This window comes from Citrobacter sp. 172116965 (assembly GCF_013458095.1).
GTDB lineage: Bacteria > Pseudomonadota > Gammaproteobacteria > Enterobacterales > Enterobacteriaceae > Citrobacter > Citrobacter braakii.
In genome coordinates this window covers 4,594,065-4,612,849 of record NZ_CP046673.1, presented here as the reverse complement: position 1 = coordinate 4,612,849, position 18,785 = coordinate 4,594,065, and the positions used below count along the sequence as shown (strand labels likewise).

General features: G+C 52.7%; 23 protein-coding genes. 11 read left to right on the top strand and 12 right to left on the bottom strand.

The window, feature by feature from the left end:
* Positions 1–135: 135 nt before the first annotated feature.
* The 4 genes from GPJ68_RS22425 to mtgA all read left to right on the top strand — a co-directional run bounded on the left by GPJ68_RS22425 (position 136) and on the right by mtgA (position 5,168).
* Entirely contained in the window at positions 136–1,065 is a 930-nt protein-coding gene (locus GPJ68_RS22425) for a TIGR01212 family radical SAM protein (RefSeq protein WP_049040958.1), read from the top strand.
* 167 nt (positions 1,066–1,232) lie between these two features.
* A complete protein-coding gene (gene arcB, locus GPJ68_RS22420) occupies positions 1,233–3,569 on the top strand; it encodes an aerobic respiration two-component sensor histidine kinase ArcB (protein ID WP_180837006.1) in 2,337 nt (778 codons plus the stop codon).
* A gap of 229 nt (positions 3,570–3,798) precedes the next feature.
* The gene (elbB, locus tag GPJ68_RS22415; RefSeq protein WP_103284283.1) at positions 3,799–4,452 is read left to right on the top strand and encodes an isoprenoid biosynthesis glyoxalase ElbB; all 654 of its coding nucleotides are present in this window, start codon (positions 3,799–3,801) and stop codon (positions 4,450–4,452) included.
* Complete coding sequence (gene mtgA, locus GPJ68_RS22410) at positions 4,449–5,168, top strand: monofunctional biosynthetic peptidoglycan transglycosylase (protein WP_016157575.1); 720 nt, start codon at positions 4,449–4,451, stop codon at positions 5,166–5,168. Before elbB ends, mtgA begins: the two co-directional genes overlap by 4 nt.
* A gap of 86 nt (positions 5,169–5,254) precedes the next feature.
* Here the strand turns inward: mtgA and npr are convergent, their stop codons facing one another.
* The 11 genes from npr to GPJ68_RS22355 form a co-directional block, all read right to left on the bottom strand.
* Positions 5,255–5,527, bottom strand: a complete 273-nt coding sequence (gene npr / locus GPJ68_RS22405; RefSeq protein WP_003828770.1) for a PTS phosphocarrier protein NPr — start codon at positions 5,525–5,527, stop codon at positions 5,255–5,257.
* On the bottom strand, positions 5,524–6,378 hold the full coding sequence (gene rapZ / locus GPJ68_RS22400) for an RNase adapter RapZ (RefSeq protein ID WP_003025085.1): 855 nt from the start codon (positions 6,376–6,378) through the stop codon (positions 5,524–5,526). The genes npr and rapZ overlap by 4 nt, the downstream gene beginning before the upstream one ends.
* 45 nt (positions 6,379–6,423) lie before the next feature.
* Positions 6,424–6,915, bottom strand: a complete 492-nt coding sequence (gene ptsN / locus GPJ68_RS22395; protein ID WP_016154690.1) for a PTS IIA-like nitrogen regulatory protein PtsN — start codon at positions 6,913–6,915, stop codon at positions 6,424–6,426.
* A gap of 83 nt (positions 6,916–6,998) precedes the next feature.
* Complete coding sequence (hpf, locus tag GPJ68_RS22390; RefSeq protein WP_003025078.1) at positions 6,999–7,286, bottom strand: ribosome hibernation promoting factor; 288 nt, start codon at positions 7,284–7,286, stop codon at positions 6,999–7,001.
* Positions 7,287–7,308: 22 nt separating this feature from the next.
* A complete protein-coding gene (gene rpoN, locus GPJ68_RS22385) occupies positions 7,309–8,742 on the bottom strand; it encodes an RNA polymerase factor sigma-54 (RefSeq protein ID WP_016154689.1) in 1,434 nt (477 codons plus the stop codon).
* A 46-nt stretch (positions 8,743–8,788) separates the two neighbouring features.
* On the bottom strand, positions 8,789–9,514 hold the full coding sequence (lptB, locus tag GPJ68_RS22380; RefSeq protein ID WP_003025073.1) for an LPS export ABC transporter ATP-binding protein: 726 nt from the start codon (positions 9,512–9,514) through the stop codon (positions 8,789–8,791).
* 6 nt (positions 9,515–9,520) lie between these two features.
* Positions 9,521–10,069: a lipopolysaccharide ABC transporter substrate-binding protein LptA gene (gene lptA, locus GPJ68_RS22375; RefSeq protein ID WP_016154688.1), complete on the bottom strand. Its 549-nt coding sequence runs from the start codon at positions 10,067–10,069 to the stop codon at positions 9,521–9,523.
* Positions 10,038–10,613: an LPS export ABC transporter periplasmic protein LptC gene (gene lptC / locus GPJ68_RS22370; protein ID WP_016154687.1), complete on the bottom strand. Its 576-nt coding sequence runs from the start codon at positions 10,611–10,613 to the stop codon at positions 10,038–10,040. The genes lptA and lptC overlap by 32 nt, the downstream gene beginning before the upstream one ends.
* A complete protein-coding gene (kdsC, locus tag GPJ68_RS22365) occupies positions 10,610–11,176 on the bottom strand; it encodes a 3-deoxy-manno-octulosonate-8-phosphatase KdsC (protein WP_046276014.1) in 567 nt (188 codons plus the stop codon). Before kdsC ends, lptC begins: the two co-directional genes overlap by 4 nt.
* 20 nt (positions 11,177–11,196) lie before the next feature.
* Positions 11,197–12,183, bottom strand: coding sequence for an arabinose-5-phosphate isomerase KdsD (gene kdsD, locus GPJ68_RS22360; protein WP_016154685.1), 987 nt, complete (start codon positions 12,181–12,183; stop codon positions 11,197–11,199).
* Between the two features lie 13 nt (positions 12,184–12,196).
* Positions 12,197–13,174 (bottom strand): calcium/sodium antiporter, encoded by a 978-nt coding sequence (locus tag GPJ68_RS22355; RefSeq protein ID WP_016154684.1) that lies wholly within the window; start codon positions 13,172–13,174, stop codon positions 12,197–12,199.
* A 214-nt stretch (positions 13,175–13,388) separates the two neighbouring features.
* Between GPJ68_RS22355 and mlaF the strand changes: the two genes are divergently transcribed.
* The 7 genes from mlaF (at position 13,389) to murA (ending at position 18,237) form a co-directional block, all read left to right on the top strand.
* Positions 13,389–14,201, top strand: a complete 813-nt coding sequence (mlaF, locus tag GPJ68_RS22350; protein WP_016154683.1) for a phospholipid ABC transporter ATP-binding protein MlaF — start codon at positions 13,389–13,391, stop codon at positions 14,199–14,201.
* 7 nt (positions 14,202–14,208) lie between these two features.
* The gene (gene mlaE / locus GPJ68_RS22345; RefSeq protein ID WP_003025053.1) at positions 14,209–14,991 is read left to right on the top strand and encodes a lipid asymmetry maintenance ABC transporter permease subunit MlaE; all 783 of its coding nucleotides are present in this window, start codon (positions 14,209–14,211) and stop codon (positions 14,989–14,991) included.
* Between the two features lie 4 nt (positions 14,992–14,995).
* Entirely contained in the window at positions 14,996–15,553 is a 558-nt protein-coding gene (gene mlaD, locus GPJ68_RS22340) for an outer membrane lipid asymmetry maintenance protein MlaD (RefSeq protein ID WP_016154682.1), read from the top strand.
* An 18-nt stretch (positions 15,554–15,571) separates the two neighbouring features.
* Positions 15,572–16,207, top strand: coding sequence for a phospholipid-binding protein MlaC (gene mlaC / locus GPJ68_RS22335; protein WP_016154681.1), 636 nt, complete (start codon positions 15,572–15,574; stop codon positions 16,205–16,207).
* Positions 16,207–16,500: a lipid asymmetry maintenance protein MlaB gene (gene mlaB / locus GPJ68_RS22330; protein ID WP_016154680.1), complete on the top strand. Its 294-nt coding sequence runs from the start codon at positions 16,207–16,209 to the stop codon at positions 16,498–16,500. The genes mlaC and mlaB overlap by 1 nt, the downstream gene beginning before the upstream one ends.
* Positions 16,501–16,669: 169 nt before the next feature.
* Positions 16,670–16,924, top strand: a complete 255-nt coding sequence (gene ibaG / locus GPJ68_RS22325) for a BolA family iron metabolism protein IbaG (RefSeq protein WP_003025040.1) — start codon at positions 16,670–16,672, stop codon at positions 16,922–16,924.
* A 53-nt stretch (positions 16,925–16,977) separates the two neighbouring features.
* Positions 16,978–18,237: a UDP-N-acetylglucosamine 1-carboxyvinyltransferase gene (gene murA, locus GPJ68_RS22320; RefSeq protein ID WP_003839949.1), complete on the top strand. Its 1,260-nt coding sequence runs from the start codon at positions 16,978–16,980 to the stop codon at positions 18,235–18,237.
* 59 nt (positions 18,238–18,296) lie between these two features.
* Here the strand turns inward: murA and sfsB are convergent, their stop codons facing one another.
* The gene (gene sfsB, locus GPJ68_RS22315) at positions 18,297–18,581 is read right to left on the bottom strand and encodes a DNA-binding transcriptional regulator SfsB (RefSeq protein WP_016154679.1); all 285 of its coding nucleotides are present in this window, start codon (positions 18,579–18,581) and stop codon (positions 18,297–18,299) included.
* Between the last annotated feature and the right edge of the window lie 204 nt (positions 18,582–18,785).

The following is an 18,785-nucleotide window of genomic DNA, read 5'->3' as shown; positions in this document are numbered from 1 at the left end:
GTGAATGGAATTTCGATTATTTTGATTTGTTATGCAATAAATAAAGGCTCGCCAGGGCGATTGATCCAGGTCATCGCCGACTGGGGCAAAAAATGGCAGGCTTTGGCCTCTTTTCAAGGCGCGGTCTACCAGATTATGCAGTTACAGAAATTAGTCAATATGTTTGGTGGGGATCTTTCTCGCCGTTATGGGCAAAAGGTTCATAAACTCACGCTGCACGGCGGATTTAGCTGTCCAAACCGTGATGGCACCATCGGACGCGGCGGATGTACTTTCTGTAATGTCGCCTCGTTTGCCGATGAAGCACAGCAGCACCATTCAATTGCCGAGCAGCTTGAGCATCAGGCGCAGTTGGTCAATCGCGCCAGACGCTATCTGGCCTATTTCCAGGCTTATACCAGCACCTTTGCGGAAGTACAGGTGCTGCGCTCGATGTATCAACAGGCGGTCAGCCAGGCCAACATCGTCGGGTTATGCGTTGGGACGCGCCCCGACTGCGTGCCGGATGCGGTACTCGATCTGCTTTGTGAGTATAAAGACCTCGGCTATGAGGTATGGCTGGAGCTCGGTCTGCAAACCGCGCATGACAAAACTCTGCACCGGATTAACCGCGGCCATGATTTTGCCTGCTATCAGAACACTACGCGGCTGGCGCGCGAGCGCGGGCTGAAAGTGTGCTCACACCTGATTGTTGGCCTGCCGGGCGAAGGACAGGCAGACTGTCTGCAAACCATGGAACGTGTGGTGGAGACGGGCGTTGACGGTATTAAGCTGCATCCGCTGCATATTGTGAAAGGCAGTACGATGGCAAAGGCCTGGGAAGCCGGACGGCTGAACGGAATTGAACTGGACGACTACACGGTTACCGCCGGGGAGATGATCCGCCATACGCCGCCAGAGGTGATTTATCATCGAATCTCTGCCAGCGCGCGTCGCCCAATGCTGTTGGCTCCGCTATGGTGTGAAAACCGCTGGACCGGGATGGTCGAACTGGATCGCTATCTCAATGCTCATGGTGTTCAAGGCTCTGCGCTTGGCACTCCGTGGATTCAGCCTGGGAGCTAACCATCCGGCAATCTGCGCCTGCTTGCCTGATGACGCTACGCTTATCAGGCCCACGTTGAATCTCTCCTCGGTCATTTCACCGATAACCTCCGCATTTCTTGCACAATCTTCAACGTCACGCTGAGAATTGAGTATTATTGTGCCAAGTTGTCGTGAAGGAACCCTCTATGAAGCAAATCCGTATGCTGGCGCAATATTACGTCGACCTGATGATGAAATTGGGTCTGGTGCGCTTTTCGCTGTTATTGGCGCTGGCGCTGGTCGTGTTGGCGATTGTGGTGCAGATGGCTGTCACCATGGTGCTGCATGGCCAGGTAGAAAGCATTGATGTTATCCGCTCTATCTTTTTTGGTCTGTTGATTACCCCCTGGGCCGTCTATTTTCTGTCAGTGGTGGTGGAGCAACTGGAAGAGTCCCGGCAACGCTTGTCACGACTGGTACAAAAGCTGGAAGAGATGCGCGAGCGCGATCTCAAGCTCAATGTGCAGTTAAAAGATAATATTGCCCAGCTTAATCAGGAAATTGTTGAGCGCGAAAAAGCCGAAGCGGAGCGCCAGGATACGTTCGAGCAGTTGAAGGTTGAAATCAAAGAGCGCGAAGAAGCGCAGATTCAGCTTGAGCAGCAGTCTTCCTTTTTACGCTCTTTCCTTGATGCCTCGCCGGATCTGGTTTTTTATCGTAATGAAGATAAAGAATTTTCCGGCTGTAACCGTGCCATGGAACTGCTGACCGGCAAGAGCGAAAAGCAGTTGGTGAATTTAAAACCGGCTGATGTTTACTCCCCTGAGGCGGCAGAAAAGGTCATTGAAACCGACGAGAAGGTGTTCCGTCATAACGTCTCGCTCACCTACGAACAGTGGCTGGACTATCCTGACGGGCGCAAAGCCTGCTTTGAAATTCGCAAAGTACCTTACTATGACCGCGTAGGTAAGCGGCATGGTCTGATGGGTTTTGGGCGCGATATTACCGAGCGTAAGCGTTATCAGGATGCGTTAGAGCGCGCCAGCCGCGATAAGACCACCTTCATTTCTACCATCAGCCACGAACTGCGCACCCCGCTTAACGGCATTGTCGGCTTAAGCCGGATCCTGCTGGATACGGATCTGACCGCTGAGCAGGAAAAATACCTGAAAACAATCCACGTCTCTGCCGTGACGCTGGGGAATATTTTCAACGATATTATCGACATGGATAAAATGGAGCGACGTAAAGTTCAGCTCGATAACCAGCCGATCGATTTCACCAGCTTTATGGCGGATCTGGAAAACCTCTCTGGCCTGCAGGCGCAGCAAAAAGGGCTGCGTTTTGTACTTGAGCCGACGTTACCACTGCCGCATAAGGTCATTACCGACGGCACGCGTTTGCGCCAGATTCTGTGGAATCTGATCAGCAACGCCGTGAAGTTTACCCAGCAGGGGCAGGTAACCGTGCGGACGCGCTATGACCAGGGGAATATACTGCATTTCGAAGTTGAAGATTCCGGGATCGGTATTCCGCAGGATGAGCAAGATAAAATCTTCGCCATGTATTATCAGGTGAAGGACAGCAATGGCGGCAAACCGGCAACGGGAACCGGGATTGGACTGGCCGTATCGAAGCGTCTGGCGAAAAACATGGGCGGTGATATTACGGTCTCCAGCCAGGCTGGCAAAGGCTCCATCTTTACGCTGACCGTGCATGCGCCTGCGGTAGCGGAAGAGATTGAAGACGCCTTTGAAGACGACGACATGCCGCTGCCAGCCCTGAATGTGCTGCTGGTGGAAGATATCGAACTGAACGTTATTGTCGCGCGTTCAGTGCTGGAAAAACTGGGCAACAGCGTGGATGTCGCCATGACCGGGAAAGCCGCGCTGGAAATGTTCACGCCGGGCGAGTATGACCTGGTGCTGCTGGATATTCAGCTACCGGATATGACCGGTCTGGATATCTCGCGCGAGCTGACGCAAAAATACGCCCGTGAGGACCTGCCGCCGCTGGTTGCGCTTACCGCCAACGTTCTGAAAGATAAAAAAGAGTATCTGGACGCGGGAATGGACGACGTGCTGAGTAAGCCGCTGTCGGTTCCGGCGTTAACCGCCATGATCAAAAAATACTGGGATACCCGAAACAAAGAGGAGAGCACTGTGACATCTGAAGAGAGCAGTAAATCGCAAGCGCTGTTAGATATTCCTATGTTGGAACAATACCTCGAGCTGGTGGGACCGAAGTTAATAACCGACGGGCTGGCGGTATTTGAGAAGATGATGCCGGGATATTTGAGCGTGCTGGAGTCTAATCTGACCGCACGGGATAAAAAAGGCGTTGTTGAGGAAGGACATAAAATTAAAGGCGCGGCAGGTTCCGTGGGGCTGCGCCATCTGCAACAGTTAGGTCAGCAAATCCAGTCGCCAGATCTTCCAGCCTGGGAAGATAATGTTGCTGAATGGATTGAAGAGATGAAGCAGGAGTGGCAGCACGACGTGGCGGTATTGAAGGCCTGGGTGGCGAGCGTGGAAAAAAAATGACCCCGGCTTGACCGGGGTGCGCGAATACTGCGCCAACACCAGGGAAATCGTGGCTGCGCCGTAAATTATTATCATTGTTTACAAGGGCGCAGCCCTAATTTTCAGGCCGCACGCAGTTAAGATAGCAAATCTTAAATAATTTGTTACATGAATCAGTTAAATGTGTGAAGCGTAGCATTTAAATCATAATAACTAATATGTTTCAGCCAGTTGAGAAAGGAGTATCACGATGAAAAAAGTGGGTGTAGTGCTCAGCGGATGCGGCGTGTATGACGGCGCAGAGATCCATGAAACTGTTCTCACGCTTCTGGCGATTGCCCGCAACGGCGCTCAGGCCGTCTGTTTCGCACCGGATAAACAACAAGCGGATGTGATTAATCATCTGACCGGCGAGCCGATGCAGGAAACGCGTAATGTGCTGATTGAAGCCGCCCGTATAACACGCGGTGATATTCGCCCACTTGCTCAGGCAGTCTCAACGGAACTGGATGCGTTGATCGTGCCAGGCGGGTTTGGCGCGGCCAAAAATCTGAGCAATTTTGCCAGCCAGGGCAGTGAGTGCCGGGTTGATAGCGACTTAGCTGCGCTGGCGGTGGCTATGAATCAGGCGGGTAAGCCGCTGGGATTTATGTGCATTGCGCCTGCCATGTTACCTAAAATTTTTGACTTTCCGCTGCGTCTGACCATTGGTACTGATATTGATACGGCAGAGGTGCTGGAAGAGATGGGCGCTGAGCATGTGCCTTGTCCGGTTGATGACATTGTCGTTGATGAAGACAACAAAATCGTCACTACTCCCGCCTATATGCTGGCGCAGGACATCGCTCAGGCCGCGAGTGGTATCGATAAACTGGTATCACGTGTGCTGGTGCTGGCTGAATGAGAAAAGGAGTTACCGCCTTTCTGCGACGTATCTTTCTGCGGGCGGTCGTTGTCCTCGCCGTATTCTGGGGCGGGGGCATCGCCCTTTTCAGTGTGATGCCAGTCCCTTTCTCTGCCGTGATGGTCGAGCGGCAACTGAGCGCATGGCTGTCCGGTGATTTCGGTTATGTGGCGCACTCGGACTGGGTGAGCATGGATGAGATCTCACCGTGGATGGGACTGGCGGTGATCGCCGCGGAGGACCAGAAGTTTCCCGAGCACTGGGGATTCGATGTTTCCGCCATAGAGAAAGCGCTGGCGCACAACGAACGTAATGAAAACCGTATTCGCGGGGCGTCGACGTTATCGCAACAGACGGCAAAAAACCTCTTTCTGTGGGATGGACGTAGCTGGGTGCGTAAAGGTCTCGAAGCCGGGCTAACGCTGGGTATGGAAACCGTCTGGAGCAAGAAGCGTATTCTGACCGTTTACCTGAATATTGCTGAGTTTGGTGATGGGGTTTTCGGCGTGGAGGCAGCGGCGCAGCGCTATTTCCATAAGCCAGCCAGTCGGCTGAGTCTGTCTGAAGCGGCCTTGCTGGCGGCGGTATTACCCAATCCTTTGCGTTTTAAAGCGAATGCGCCTTCTGGTTATGTACGTAGCCGTCAGGCGTGGATTATGCGCCAAATGCGCCAGCTAGGCGGTGAGTCGTTTATGCGGGAAAATAAGCTGTATTAACGGGTTTATTGCCGGATACGGATCCGGCCTACGGGAGTGTGACGTTGCCGTGTAGGCCTGATGAGCGCAGCGCTTCAGGTACTCGACTAATCTTCATCAAACCCTGAATTAAACAGGGCAATCACCGCTGCCAGGGCTTCCACTTCCTGTGGACCCGTGGCTTCAACTTCTATCTGACGCCCTTTGGCGGAATCCAGCATCAGCAGAGCGATAACACTGTTTGCCTCGGCTTCCGTTCCTTCATCATTACGCAGCAAAACTTCTGCTTCAAAACCCTGCATCAATTCAAACAGTTTCATGGCTGGGCGAGCATGCATACCCAGCTTATTCGTGATTTCAACAGTTTGCTTCACGGTCATGATTTACGTTTTTCCAGCGTACGATGGCGTGACTGTACGTTTTTACCGCGTGAGCGGAAGTAGTCTGCCAGCTGCTCTGCAATATACACCGAACGGTGTTTCCCGCCGGTACAGCCAATAGCTACGGTGAGGTAGCTGCGGTTGTTGGTCTCCAGCATGGGTAACCATAGCTCAAGATAGCTGCGAGTCTGGTAGATAAAATTGTGTACTTCTGTGTGCCTGTCAAGAAAGGCGGCGACGGGGCGGTCAAGACCGGTCATCGGGCGCAGCTTCGGATCCCAGTGCGGGTTAGGCAGGAAACGCACGTCAAAGACGTAATCCGCGTCAATTGGGATACCGTGTTTGAAACCAAAGGATTCGAATACCATCGTCAACTCGCGTTCACGCTTGCCCAGCAGGCGGGTACGCAACATTTCCGCCAGTTCGTGCACGGACATTTCGGAGGTATCCACGATCAGGTCAGCACGAGAGCGCAGCGGCTCCAGCAAATCGCTTTCCTTATCGATAGCGCTCTCCAGAGATAAGTTCTTGCTGGAAAGAGGATGCAGGCGACGCGTGTCGCTGTAGCGGCGAATCAGGGTGTTACGATCGGCGTCAAGGAACAGCAACTGTGGTGAGAAGCCTTCAGGCAGATTGTTCATTGCCTGCTCGAAAATCTCTGGGGACTCAGGCATGTTGCGCACATCAATGCTGACGGCCGCAGAAATCTGGCGATCGGCCAGAGTACGAGCCAGATCGGGCAACAGCACTACGGGAAGGTTATCCACGCAGTAAAAACCCATATCTTCCAGCGCTCGCAGGGCGACAGATTTTCCTGACCCCGAACGACCGCTGACGATCATCAGTACCATGTACTGTTTCTCCTCACAACGACAAAAAAGGATGCCATTGGGTTGTTATGCTTCATCCAGTCCACCTTCGGTGTCCGTGATGATTTGATACAACTCCTGGTCACTCTGTGCTGCGCGCAGGCGGCGGCAGATGGTTTTATCGGCCAGACGTTTGGCGACCAGCGACAACGTATGCAAATGCGTCTTGGTTTGGTCTGCCGGAACCAGCAGGGCGAAAAGCAGATCGACGGGTTGATTATCAATGGCGTCGAAAGCAATTGGCGTTTCAAGTTGCACAAACACGCCAACTGCGCGCATCGTGTCTTCTTCCAGCTTTCCGTGCGGGATAGCAATTCCATTACCGATGCCGGTACTGCCCATTTTTTCACGCGTCAGAATGGCTTCAAATACCACCTGAGAGGGCAAGCTGAGCTGTTTTGCCGCCAGTTCGCTGATGATTTCCAGCGCGCGTTTCTTGCTTTGGCAGTGAACGCCAGCGCGTGTACATTCCTGGTTAAGAACATTGCTCAGTTGTAGAGTCGTATCGTTATTTGTCATAATTTCACCTAAGCGCTAACTGTACAAATGGCCCGTTGTGCTACACAACAGGCCGTCCTGCACCCGCTAACTGCCCGGACAAGTTAGTGCTGTTTCAGTTTATCTTTATGTTTTGTTAACTGCCGAGCCAGTTTATCAATTAAACCGTCAATGGCGGCGTACATATCCTGACCTTCCGCGCTGGCATGAATTTCGCCACCGTTCACATGCAGTGTTGCATCCGAGATATGTGTCACCTTCTCCACTTTCAACACAATATAGACCTGATTAATCCGGTCGAAATATTGTTCTAGCTTGGCGAATTTTGTATTAACAAAATCGCGTAAGGCTTCAGTGATTTCGACGTTGTTTCCAGTGATGTTGAGCTGCATAGTGTCTTCCTTATCGGTTGGGTCAGACCAGCTGTTTGCGCTGGTTCGACGGCGGAATGGATAAAGACTCTCGGTACTTCGCAACAGTGCGGCGTGCCACCATGATACCCTGTTCTGACAGCATAGAGGTTAACTTGCTGTCACTCAGCGGTTTCGCGGGGTTTTCCGCAGCAATTAATTTCTTCACCAGTGCACGGATAGCTGTGGATGAGGCTTCGCCTCCGCCTTCAGTGTTAACGTGACTGGAAAAGAAATACTTCAATTCAAAAATGCCGCGCGGACTGTGCAGATACTTTTGCGTGGTCACTCGGGAAATGGTCGATTCGTGCATCTCGACGGCCTGGGCGATATCCGCCAGCACCATCGGTTTCATAAACTCTTCGCCTTGATCAAAGAAGGCTTGCTGCTGTTCAACGATACAGCGACTGACGCGCAGCAGCGTATCATTGCGACTTTCCAGGCTTTTAATCAGCCACTTTGCATCCTGCAGATTGCTACGAATAAACTGGCTGTCAGCGTCGTTGCGCGCGCTGTTGCACATGGCGGCGTAGTGCTGGTTAATCTGCAACCGTGGAATGCTGTCGCCGTTGAGTTCGACCACCCAGCGATCGTTATGCTTACGCACCAGTACATCCGGAATAACGTATTCTGGCTCCCCGGTCTGGATAGACTGCCCAGGTCTGGGGTCCAGGGACTGAATAAGATTGACGGCTTCTTTCAGCACATCTTCTTTCAGCCGGGTTACGCGCATCAGCGTGCGGAAGTCATGGTTGGCTAACAGATCGAGGTGATCGCTGATGATCAGGCGCGCTTCTTCCAGCCACGGCGTGGCTTTATCAAACTGGGAAAGTTGGATCAATAAGCAGTCGCGGAGATCTTTGGCCGCCACGCCCACGGGATCAAAACGCTGAATGCGTTTAAGCACGGCTTCGATTTCGTCCATGCCGACGTCGTCATCGCCCATGCTTTCGAGAATATCGTCCAGGGTTACGGTGAGATAACCGGTTTCGTCTACCGCATCAACAATGGATGTCGCAATTGCGCGATCGGTATCCGAGAACGGGGTCAGCTCCACTTGCCACATCAGGTAATCCTGCAGCGATTGCGTGGTCTCACCCTGATACACAGGCAGTTCGTCGTCGATGTAATCCCCGCTGGTGCCAGAAGGCGTACCGGCGGTGTAAATTTCATCCCAACTGGCGTCAAGCGGCAGCTCCTCTGGCATCTCTTTTTGTTCGAGAGCATCTGCGGTGTCGAGGGATTCGCTGTCCTGTTTTTCCTGGGTATCAATTTCGTCGTGAAGATCGGTTTGCTCGAGCAGTGGATTACTTTCCAGCGCTTGCTGAAGTTCTTGCTGAAGTTCCAGCGTGGACAGCTGCAACAGACGGATAGCCTGTTGTAGCTGAGGCGTCATCGCCAGTTGTTGGCTAAGCCTGAGTTGCAAACCTTGCTTCATGTTCAGAGTTGTTCTCTCCTGCGGTGACGTGAAGTCTTCTACCCTATCAGAGTCTGAAGTCTTCCCCAAGGTATACGCGTTTAACGTGCTCATCCTGCAGTATTTCTGTTGGCGTGCCATGCGCGATCAGGTGGCCCTGACTCACGATGTAGGCGCGCTCACACACTGCCAGCGTTTCGCGAACGTTATGGTCGGTAATCAGCACCCCAAGCCCGCTGTCGCGCAGGTGTTCGATGATCCGTTTGATATCAATAACGGAAATCGGGTCAACACCGGCAAACGGTTCATCCAGCAGGATAAATTTCGGATTCGCGGCCAGTGCGCGGGCGATCTCCACGCGGCGTCGTTCACCACCGGAGAGCGACTGTCCCATGCTGTCACGCAGGTGTTCGATGTGGAACTCTTCCATCAGCTCGTTGGCGCGATCTTCCCGCTGCTCGCTGGTAAGATCGTCACGAATTTGCAGCACCGCCATCAGGTTATCAAACACGCTCAGGCGACGGAAAATAGACGCTTCCTGCGGCAAGTAGCCGATGCCGCGACGCGCGCGCGCATGCAGAGGCAGCAGGCTGATGTCTTCGTCATCAATGATAATGTTGCCCGCATCACGCGGAACAATGCCGACCACCATGTAAAAGGTCGTTGTCTTGCCCGCACCGTTAGGACCGAGCAGACCGACGATCTCCCCGGAGTTGACGGTCAGACTGACATCTTCCACCACACGGCGGCCCTTATAGGCTTTTGCAAGGTTCTTTGCAGTTAATGTTGCCATAACGAATCAGTTACCTTTTTTCTCTGCCGGAGCCTTGTTTTTGTCCTGCAACTGCGACGGTACCAGAACGGTGGTGACGCGTTTGCCTTTATCGCTGAAGGCCTGCATTTTCTGCTCTTTCACCAGATAGGTGATCTTATCGCCCGTGATGTTGCTATCGAGCTGTTCCAGGTAAGCCTTACCGGTGAGAACGACGAAGTCTTTCGCCAGTTCATAATGCATGTGTGAGGCGTGGCCTTTAACCGGTTTACCGTTGTCCTGCATCTGGTAAAAGGTTGCAGGATTACCGTAGCCATCAATGACTTCTTTACCGTCTTCACCGCCAGGGCGGGTTACGACGACTTTATCGGCGTTAATTTTGATGGTGCCCTGAGTCACAATCACGTTGCCAGTAAAGGTCACCACGTTGCCTTGCATATCAAGAGACTGCTGGTCCGACTCAATGTGAATCGGCTGCTCGGTATCGCCGGTGACGGCGAATGCCGGGATGCTGGCGGCCAGAAGTGCGCTGGCAAGCACAAGATTAAGGCTGAGTTTGTTTGTTTTGGATTTCATATGAGGTTCTAACCTTTTCAATCAGCTCGGCGTTCTTGCTGCGTAAGTTGCCGCGCATCTTCAGTCCGCTGGAGTTAAATGTTGTGCCATATAACGTGACGAGATCATCGGAAGTGACGTCTTGTGTCACCAGGTTAATCTGTGCGTTATCGGTCGTAATTCTGCGTAGTTGAGAGTCGGGCACCAGGGCGTTGACCTCAACATGGCCGTACAGATATAGCATCCGATCGTTGGTCAATTTGGCTTTATCAGCCTTGATCGTCCAGGTCGGTACTTTATCCTTATCAAATGTGGTTAATACCGGTTGAGTAAACCACGAAACCGCTTGTTCCGAATAATATTCAACGTTTTGCGCGATCAAGTGATAGCTCAGTGCGCCTTCGGGACTATACACAACGGTATCAGTATGTTCGCTCTTATAGGTTGGCTCGTTGTTATTTACGACGACCTCAGCGGTGTCGTCTTTGTCTGCCAGATTAATACCAATCATCACAAGGACAGCCAGCGACAGTAGAATGATAACCCAACGTCTGGTTTTGCTCATATCGATTGCCCTTTGGCCTCGTCCAGTTTGCCCTGCGCCAGGAGTAATAAATCGCAGACTTCGCGTACCGCGCCGCGTCCCCCATCGATGCGGGTGACATAATCGGCCCGCGGGATCAGCAAAGGATGAGCATCCGCCACCGCCACGCTTAATCCCACTTGTGCCATCACCGGCCAGTCGATCAGATCATCGCCAACGTACGCAACATTTTCAGGAGCGATCGCCAGTTTGCTAAGGAGATCGTTAAAGGCGACCAGTTTGTCTGACTGCCCCTGATACAAATGCGTGATCCCCAATGTGGCACAGCGATCTTCTACAAGTTTAGCCTTTCGTCCGGTAATAATGGCAACCTCGATACCGGAAGTGAGCGCACAGCGAATTCCGTAACCATCGCGGACGTTAAAAGCCTTCAGCTCTTCACCGTTGTTGCCCATATAAATCAGACCATCAGACAGTACGCCATCCACATCCAGGATCAGCAAACGGATGTTCTCTGCCCGGGTGATAACGTCTGTGCTGACGGGTCCATAACAGGTCGCAAGCGACGCACCTGCTTTACTCATTTTCTTTATCCTTGAGTTTCTTACACTACACCTGCACGCAGCAGATCATGCATATGTAACACACCAAGTAACCGGTCGCCATCAGCAACCATAACCGAGGTGATATGGCGGGACTGCATTAAGTTCAGGGCATCGACGGCAAGAATGCCCGGACGCACGCGAATGCCGCCAGGGGTCATCACATCGGCAATGCCTAACTGGCGAACATCAACGCCCATATCGAAGACGCGACGTAAATCGCCATCGGTGAAAATACCGTCAATCTTCATGTCATCATCGCAAATGACGGTCATGCCGAGATTTTTACGCGTGATCTCAAGTAAGGCGTCACGCAGGCTGGCGCTTTTAGTCACATGCGGGATCTCATCGCCCGTATGCATAATATCGTTAACGCGCAGTAAAAGCTTACGGCCTAGTGCGCCACCGGGATGAGATAACGCAAAATCTTCCGCGGTAAAGCCACGCGCTTTTAATAATGCCACGGCTAGCGCATCGCCCATCACCAGCGTTGCGGTCGTGCTGCTGGTCGGCGCCAGGCCTAACGGGCAAGCTTCCTTGGGCACTTTAACACACAGATGCACATCTGCCGCACGCGCCATGCTGCTTTCCGGACGACCGGTCATGCAGATAAGCGGTACATGAAGACGTTTTAACACCGGGATTAACGCCGCTATCTCATTGGATTCACCGGAGTTAGAGATGGCGATGACTACATCCTGCGGCGAGACCATGCCCAGATCGCCATGTGCGGCTTCGCCTGGATGCACGAAAAATGAGGGGGTGCCGGTGCTGGCAAATGTGGCCGCCATTTTCCGCCCGATATGTCCAGATTTCCCCATCCCCATCACCACAACTTTGCCCGGGCAACTGAATATTTTCTCGCAGGCGAGAGTAAAATTTTGGTTGATGTACTGATCAAGCTCCGCCAGGCCTTCACGTTCAATTGCCAGGACTTCCTTGCCTGCTTGCTGAAAGTCAAAACCCGGTTGCAACTCTAAGTGCGACATAATGCGTTTCCAGTTATCCAACGAGAAGTGGCGATAACCAATACAGCATCGCCAGCCATATGATAAAACCGCCGGTCAGCAGCGCACCCGCGCCGCGACCAATCTGGCGCGGACGTCGCCAGCAGAGTAGTGCAAAAATTACGCTCACCAGCAGCATGACGCTATAGTCACGGGTGAAGGCCATCGGATTGACCTCACCCGGCGTAATCAGCGCCGGCAGTCCGAGGACGATAACAATATTAAAAATGTTCGCGCCGATGATGTTGCCGACGGCAATATCGTTTTCACCTTTACGCAGACCCGCAATTGCCGTTGCCAGCTCCGGCAGGCTGGTACCAATGGCGACCACAGTCAGCCCGATGGTGAGTTCGCTCATGGCGAAGTAGTTCGCCAGTACGGTTGCGTTATCTACCACCATACGCGTTGCCATTGGCATAATAATTAGCGCAATACCCAACCACAAAAAGGCGACCGGTAATCCACCTTCGCGCGGCAGTTCCGCGATCTGCTCGCGGGTCAGGCTGTCGTTACCTTGTCGCTCAGCCAGACGGGCGATTTTAACAATGAATAACAGCCATAGCACGGCCAGAAGCAGAAGAAAGAAACCATCGCTGCGACTCAATTGCCCGTCATACAGGACCGATGCGGCTAAGATGCTTACCAGCAACATTAGCGGTAATTCACGACGCAGAACATCAGAATGCACGGTAAAAGGATGAATCAGCGCCGACAGGCCTAAAATAAGCAGAATGTTGGTAATGTTAGAGCCGATGGCGGTACCGACGGCTAAATCAAGCTGCCCGTTCATCGATGCGGCAACGGAGACAATTATCTCGGGTAACGATGTACCAATGCTGACCACGGTCATCCCGATGATAATGGGGGGAATACCGAAGTTTCGACATAAAATGGATGCGGCAAATACCAGTCGGTCGGCACCGTAGACCACCAGAAGTAAACCAATTATTAACAGCGCCGTCGCTAAAAGCATCTAAAGTCCTTTCTTCAGGTATACTCGCCGGTCCACTTGAAGGATTTCTGGAAGCCGTCACGAATTCTTAATTTTGACTTTATGCGGCTAAAAAGTAAAACAAATGCCAGCTTTCGCTAACCAGGACAGGTAATAATCTGTAAATATGCTGGGTTCAGGGCTAAATTGAGCGCCAAGCTCTTCGATCAACGAGGCAATAGTAAAGGATGAATCAATGGGTCAGTCTGTGGCGAATCTAATCGATATGCGCGATGTCAGCTTTTCCCGAGGCGACCGCTGCATCTTTGATAATATTTCCCTGACGGTGCCGCGTGGTAAGGTGACGGCGATCATGGGGCCATCAGGCATCGGCAAAACGACGCTGTTGCGTCTGATCGGCGGACAAATCTCCCCTGATAAGGGCGAGATCCTGTTTGACGGCGAAAATGTCCCGGCCATGTCCCGTTCGCGTTTATTTACCGTGCGTAAGCGCATGAGCATGCTATTCCAGTCTGGTGCGCTGTTTACTGATATGAATGTGTTTGACAACGTTGCATACCCGTTGCGCGAGCATACAACACTGCCTGCGCCGCTGCTGAAAAGCACGGTAATGATGAAGCTCGAGGCCGTTGGCCTGCGGGGCGCGGCAAAATTAATGCCTTCTGAATTATCCGGTGGGATGGCGCGTCGTGCCGCGTTAGCACGTGCTATCGCGCTGGAGCCAGACCTTATTATGTTTGATGAGCCGTTCGTCGGCCAGGATCCCATCACCATGGGCGTGCTGGTGAAGCTGATTTCTGAACTGAACAGCGCGCTGGGCGTCACCTGCGTGGTGGTTTCCCATGATGTGCCAGAAGTGCTGAGTATTGCGGATTACGCCTATATTATGGCGGATAAAAAAATAGTGGCCTACGGTAGTGCTCAGGCGCTGCAAGAAAATGCCGATCCGCGTGTGCGTCAGTTCCTCGATGGCATTGCCGATGGACCGGTTCCGTTCCGTTACCCGGCGGGCGACTACCACATCGATTTACTCAAAACAGGGAGTTAAGCCACCCATGTTGTTAAATGCGCTGGCATCACTCGGACATCGGGGAATAAAAACCCTCAGGACGTTCGGGCGAGCCGGATTAATGTTGTTCAATGCAGTTGTCGGCAAGCCGGAGTTTCGCAAACATGCGCCGCTGCTGATACGCCAGCTCTATAATGTCGGTGTCTTATCGATGCTGATCATTATTGTTTCTGGCGTGTTCATCGGCATGGTGCTGGGGTTGCAGGGATACCTGGTGCTGACGACCTACAGTGCGGAAACCAGCCTCGGTATGCTGGTGGCGCTGTCATTGCTACGTGAGCTGGGGCCGGTGGTTGCGGCGCTGTTGTTTGCCGGGCGGGCCGGATCGGCCTTAACCGCAGAGATTGGCCTGATGCGGGCGACCGAGCAGCTTTCCAGCCTGGAAATGATGGCCGTCGATCCACTGCGCCGAGTGATCTCCCCGCGTTTTTGGGCCGGTGTCATTTCATTGCCGCTGCTGACGATTATATTTGTCGCGGTAGGGATCTGGGGTGGGTCGTTGGTTGGCGTAAGCTGGAAAGGTATTGATGCAGGCTTTTTCTGGTCGGCTATGCAAAATGCCGTCGACTGGCGTCTGGATCTGGTCAACTGTCTGATTAAGAGCGTGGTGTTTGCCATTACGGTCACCTGGATTGCATTGTTCAATGGTTATGATGCTATCCCGACCTCTGCCGGGATTAGCCGGGCAACGACACGCACCGTAGTGCACGCCTCTCTTGCCGTTCTGGGGCTGGATTTTGTGCTGACCGCACTGATGTTTGGGAATTGAGTTCATGCAAACGAAAAAAAATGAAATTTGGGTCGGGTTATTCCTGCTGGTTGCGCTGCTGGCCGCGCTGTTTGTCTGCCTGAAGGCGGCGAACGTCACCTCAATGCGTACTGAACCGACTTATACGATTTATGCGACCTTTGATAATATCGGCGGTCTGAGAGAGCGCTCTCCGGTGCGGATTGGCGGGGTCGTGGTAGGACGCGTATCGGACATCTCGTTAGATCAGAAAACGTACCTGCCGCGCGTGACGCTGGAAATTGAATCGCGTTTTAACCATATTCCTGACACCAGTTCTCTGAGCATCCGTACTTCCGGTCTGTTGGGCGAGCAGTATCTGGCATTGAACGTAGGTTTTGAAGATCCTGAGCTGGGAACGTCTATCCTCAAAGATGGCGGTACGATTCAGGACACGAAATCTGCGATGGTGCTGGAAGATATGATTGGTCAGTTCCTTTACAACAGCAACAGTAAAGGTGATGACAATAAGAATTCTGGCGATGCGCCAGCCGCAACTGAAGGCAATAATGAAGCCACTACGCCTGCGGGCGCAACGAAATAATCTCAGGAGAATCGACGTATGTTTAAACGATTGATGATGGTGGCTATGCTGGTGATTGCTCCACTTAGCGCGGCAACCGCAGCGGACCAGACGAACCCGTACAAACTGATGGATGAGGCGGCGCAGAAGACGTTTGACCGTCTGAAGAACGAGCAACCTAAAATCCGTTCCAACCCGGATTACCTGCGTCAGGTGGTCGATCAGGAACTGCTGCCTTACGTGCAAGTTAAGTATGCAGGCGCACTGGTACTGGGCCGCTACTACAAAGATGCGACCCCGGCTCAGCGTGACGCCTATTTCGCCGCATTCCGTGAATATCTGAAGCAGGCTTACGGTCAGGCGCTGGCGATGTACCACGGCCAGACCTATCAGATTGCCCCTGAGCAGCCGCTGGGTGATGCGACCATCGTGCCTATCCGCGTAACCATCATCGATCCAAACGGTCGTCCTCCGGTACGTCTGGATTTCCAGTGGCGTAAAAATTCCCAGACGGGTAACTGGCAGGCGTATGACATGATTGCTGAAGGCGTAAGTATGATCACCACCAAACAGAATGAGTGGAGCGACCTGCTGCGTACGAAAGGTATTGATGGCCTGACGGCACAGCTGAAATCTATTTCTCAGCAGAAAATCACGCTGGAAGAGAAAAAATAATGACGCAGTCACTCACCTGGATGCGTGAAGGCGACAAGCTGGTGCTGGTGGGAGAGCTGGATCAGGACGTGTTAAACCCATTATGGGATGCGCGAGTTGAGGCGATGAAAGGGGTATCCTGTATCGACCTGAACCAGATTTCCCGGGTGGATACCGGTGGTCTGGCATTACTGCTGCACCTGATTAATGAGGGCAAGCAGCAGGGGAACAGCGTTTCGCTCGCTGGCGTTAACGATAAAGTGTACACGCTGGCGCAGCTTTACAATTTGCCTGACGACGTTCTTCCGCGTTAATTTTTGTAAGCCGGATAAGGTCTTGTGCCGCCATCCGGCAACTCCTCTGCGGGGGATCTGCCACTAAAGCCTTGTCTGATTTATCAGCGGGGCTTTTTGCTTATTTATGACAGCGCCACTTTGCTCTAAGATGTTGGGCTGTTTTCACTATCTGACGAATGAAGAGCCCATGGAAAATAATGAAATTCAGAGCGTGCTGATGAATGCACTCTCCCTCCAGGAAGTCCACGTTTCTGGCGACGGCAGTCACTTTCAGGTTATTGCCGTGGGTGAGATGTTTGAAGGCATGAGCCGGGTCAAGAAACAGCAATCGGTCTATGGCCCGTTGATGGAGTACATTGCGGACAACCGCATTCATGCCGTGTCGATTAAGGCGTTTACTCCAGCGGAATGGGCGCGCGATCGCAAACTTAACGGTTTTTGAGCTACGGGTGATATGCCGGTAGCGAAGATAAATTCTTAACAGAGAACAGAATAATGGATAAATTTCGTGTTCAGGGGCCAACCAAGCTCCAGGGCGAAGTCACAATTTCAGGCGCTAAAAACGCCGCGCTGCCGATCCTGTTTGCGGCGCTGCTGGCTGAAGAACCTGTAGAGATCCAGAACGTCCCGAAACTGAAGGATGTTGACACCTCAATGAAGCTGCTGAGCCAGTTGGGGGCGAAAGTTGAGCGTAATGGTTCTGTGCACATTGATGCGCGTGACGTGAACGTCTTCTGTGCGCCGTACGATTTGGTCAAAACCATGCGTGCATCCATCTGGGCGCTTGGGCCACTGGTTGCCCGCTTTGGCCAGGGCCAGGTTTCACTGCCGGGCGGCTGCACCATCGGCGCGCGTCCGGTTGACCTGCACATTACTGGTCTGGAGCAGTTAGGCGCGACTATTAAGCTTGAAGAAGGCTATGTGAAAGCGTCCGTTGATGGCCGCCTGAAAGGCGCGCATATCGTCATGGACAAAGTGAGCGTCGGCGCGACGGTCACTATCATGTGCGCAGCAACGCTTGCCGAAGGCACTACCATCATCGAAAACGCCGCGCGTGAACCGGAGATCGTGGATACCGCGAACTTCCTGATTGCGCTGGGCGCAAAAATAACAGGCCAGGGTACCGATCGTATTACCATCGAAGGCGTTGAGCGCCTCGGCGGCGGTGTGTATCGCGTTCTGCCTGACCGCATCGAAACCGGTACTTTCCTGGTGGCAGCGGCAATTTCTCGCGGCAAAATTATCTGCCGTAATGCACAACCTGACACGCTGGATGCCGTTCTGGCGAAGCTGCGTGATGCGGGAGCGGATATCGAAGTCGGTGACGACTGGATCAGCCTGGACATGCACGGTAAACGTCCGAAAGCGGTCAATGTGCGCACAGCGCCGCACCCGGCGTTCCCTACCGATATGCAGGCCCAGTTCACGTTGCTGAACCTGGTGGCAGAAGGTACGGGTTTCATCACGGAAACCGTGTTTGAGAACCGCTTTATGCACGTGCCTGAGCTGAGCCGTATGGGCGCTCACGCAGAAATCGAAAGCAATACCGTGATTTGCCACGGCGTGGAAACGCTCTCCGGCGCACAGGTTATGGCGACCGATCTGCGCGCATCTGCAAGCCTCGTGCTGGCAGGGTGTATTGCTGAAGGTACGACGGTAGTCGATCGTATTTATCACATCGATCGCGGCTATGAGCGCATCGAAGATAAACTGCGCGCGCTGGGCGCAAACATTGAGCGCGTGAAAGGCGAGTAATCGTCTACGTCTCTTGTAACCCCCAGTTCTGTGAACCGGGGGTTACTACTCATCAGTGTTCATTCAGGATTCTGTTTCTCTTTGCGTCCCCTCATCATCCGCGTTCTGTCGATAAATTCATGTGTTTTTGCATCGTGATAGCGTGACGGCCAAATCACCCACGGGTCGGTTCCCAACGATCGGGCGATAATCAACTCACCTTTTGGCCATGGGCGTGTTAACGCATTGGCCAGCGTTGATGAGCTTAATCCATTTTTACGTGATTCAGCGGCCATTGAGGTCCCTTTCTTGCGCAGTCCGGCGATGATATCGGCCGGATGCCAGTCAATCAGCTTGTTTTCCATAAACTCATCTCTCCTTTGGTTATCGACTTATGGTTCCACGATCGGTTGTGGAGACACTATAACGCCCGGAGAACGAATGTTCTAAAATGTTCATGTAAAGTGTGAGTATATTCAGAATATGCCAAATTTATGCGAAGGTTGCTGGAGAGGGGGGAAGTGTTTATTGGAATTTATAAAAGCATCCCGCGCAGGGCACGGGATGAT

What these genes read in the sequence shown, in the direction of transcription:
- GPJ68_RS22425 (WP_049040958.1), top strand. Translation starts at nt 136, where the DNA reads ATGCAGTTACAGAAATTAGTCAATATGTTTGGTGGGGATCTTTCTCGC.
- arcB (WP_180837006.1), top strand. Translation starts at nt 1,233, where the DNA reads ATGAAGCAAATCCGTATGCTGGCGCAATATTACGTCGACCTGATGATG.
- elbB (WP_103284283.1), top strand. Translation starts at nt 3,799, where the DNA reads ATGAAAAAAGTGGGTGTAGTGCTCAGCGGATGCGGCGTGTATGACGGC.
- mtgA (WP_016157575.1), top strand. Translation starts at nt 4,449, where the DNA reads ATGAGAAAAGGAGTTACCGCCTTTCTGCGACGTATCTTTCTGCGGGCG.
- npr (WP_003828770.1), bottom strand. Translation starts at nt 5,527, where the DNA reads ATGACCGTGAAGCAAACTGTTGAAATCACGAATAAGCTGGGTATGCAT.
- rapZ (WP_003025085.1), bottom strand. Translation starts at nt 6,378, where the DNA reads ATGGTACTGATGATCGTCAGCGGTCGTTCGGGGTCAGGAAAATCTGTC.
- ptsN (WP_016154690.1), bottom strand. Translation starts at nt 6,915, where the DNA reads ATGACAAATAACGATACGACTCTACAACTGAGCAATGTTCTTAACCAG.
- hpf (WP_003025078.1), bottom strand. Translation starts at nt 7,286, where the DNA reads ATGCAGCTCAACATCACTGGAAACAACGTCGAAATCACTGAAGCCTTA.
- rpoN (WP_016154689.1), bottom strand. Translation starts at nt 8,742, where the DNA reads ATGAAGCAAGGTTTGCAACTCAGGCTTAGCCAACAACTGGCGATGACG.
- lptB (WP_003025073.1), bottom strand. Translation starts at nt 9,514, where the DNA reads ATGGCAACATTAACTGCAAAGAACCTTGCAAAAGCCTATAAGGGCCGC.
- lptA (WP_016154688.1), bottom strand. Translation starts at nt 10,069, where the DNA reads ATGAAATCCAAAACAAACAAACTCAGCCTTAATCTTGTGCTTGCCAGC.
- lptC (WP_016154687.1), bottom strand. Translation starts at nt 10,613, where the DNA reads ATGAGCAAAACCAGACGTTGGGTTATCATTCTACTGTCGCTGGCTGTC.
- kdsC (WP_046276014.1), bottom strand. Translation starts at nt 11,176, where the DNA reads ATGAGTAAAGCAGGTGCGTCGCTTGCGACCTGTTATGGACCCGTCAGC.
- kdsD (WP_016154685.1), bottom strand. Translation starts at nt 12,183, where the DNA reads ATGTCGCACTTAGAGTTGCAACCGGGTTTTGACTTTCAGCAAGCAGGC.
- GPJ68_RS22355 (WP_016154684.1), bottom strand. Translation starts at nt 13,174, where the DNA reads ATGCTTTTAGCGACGGCGCTGTTAATAATTGGTTTACTTCTGGTGGTC.
- mlaF (WP_016154683.1), top strand. Translation starts at nt 13,389, where the DNA reads ATGGGTCAGTCTGTGGCGAATCTAATCGATATGCGCGATGTCAGCTTT.
- mlaE (WP_003025053.1), top strand. Translation starts at nt 14,209, where the DNA reads ATGTTGTTAAATGCGCTGGCATCACTCGGACATCGGGGAATAAAAACC.
- mlaD (WP_016154682.1), top strand. Translation starts at nt 14,996, where the DNA reads ATGCAAACGAAAAAAAATGAAATTTGGGTCGGGTTATTCCTGCTGGTT.
- mlaC (WP_016154681.1), top strand. Translation starts at nt 15,572, where the DNA reads ATGTTTAAACGATTGATGATGGTGGCTATGCTGGTGATTGCTCCACTT.
- mlaB (WP_016154680.1), top strand. Translation starts at nt 16,207, where the DNA reads ATGACGCAGTCACTCACCTGGATGCGTGAAGGCGACAAGCTGGTGCTG.
- ibaG (WP_003025040.1), top strand. Translation starts at nt 16,670, where the DNA reads ATGGAAAATAATGAAATTCAGAGCGTGCTGATGAATGCACTCTCCCTC.
- murA (WP_003839949.1), top strand. Translation starts at nt 16,978, where the DNA reads ATGGATAAATTTCGTGTTCAGGGGCCAACCAAGCTCCAGGGCGAAGTC.
- sfsB (WP_016154679.1), bottom strand. Translation starts at nt 18,581, where the DNA reads ATGGAAAACAAGCTGATTGACTGGCATCCGGCCGATATCATCGCCGGA.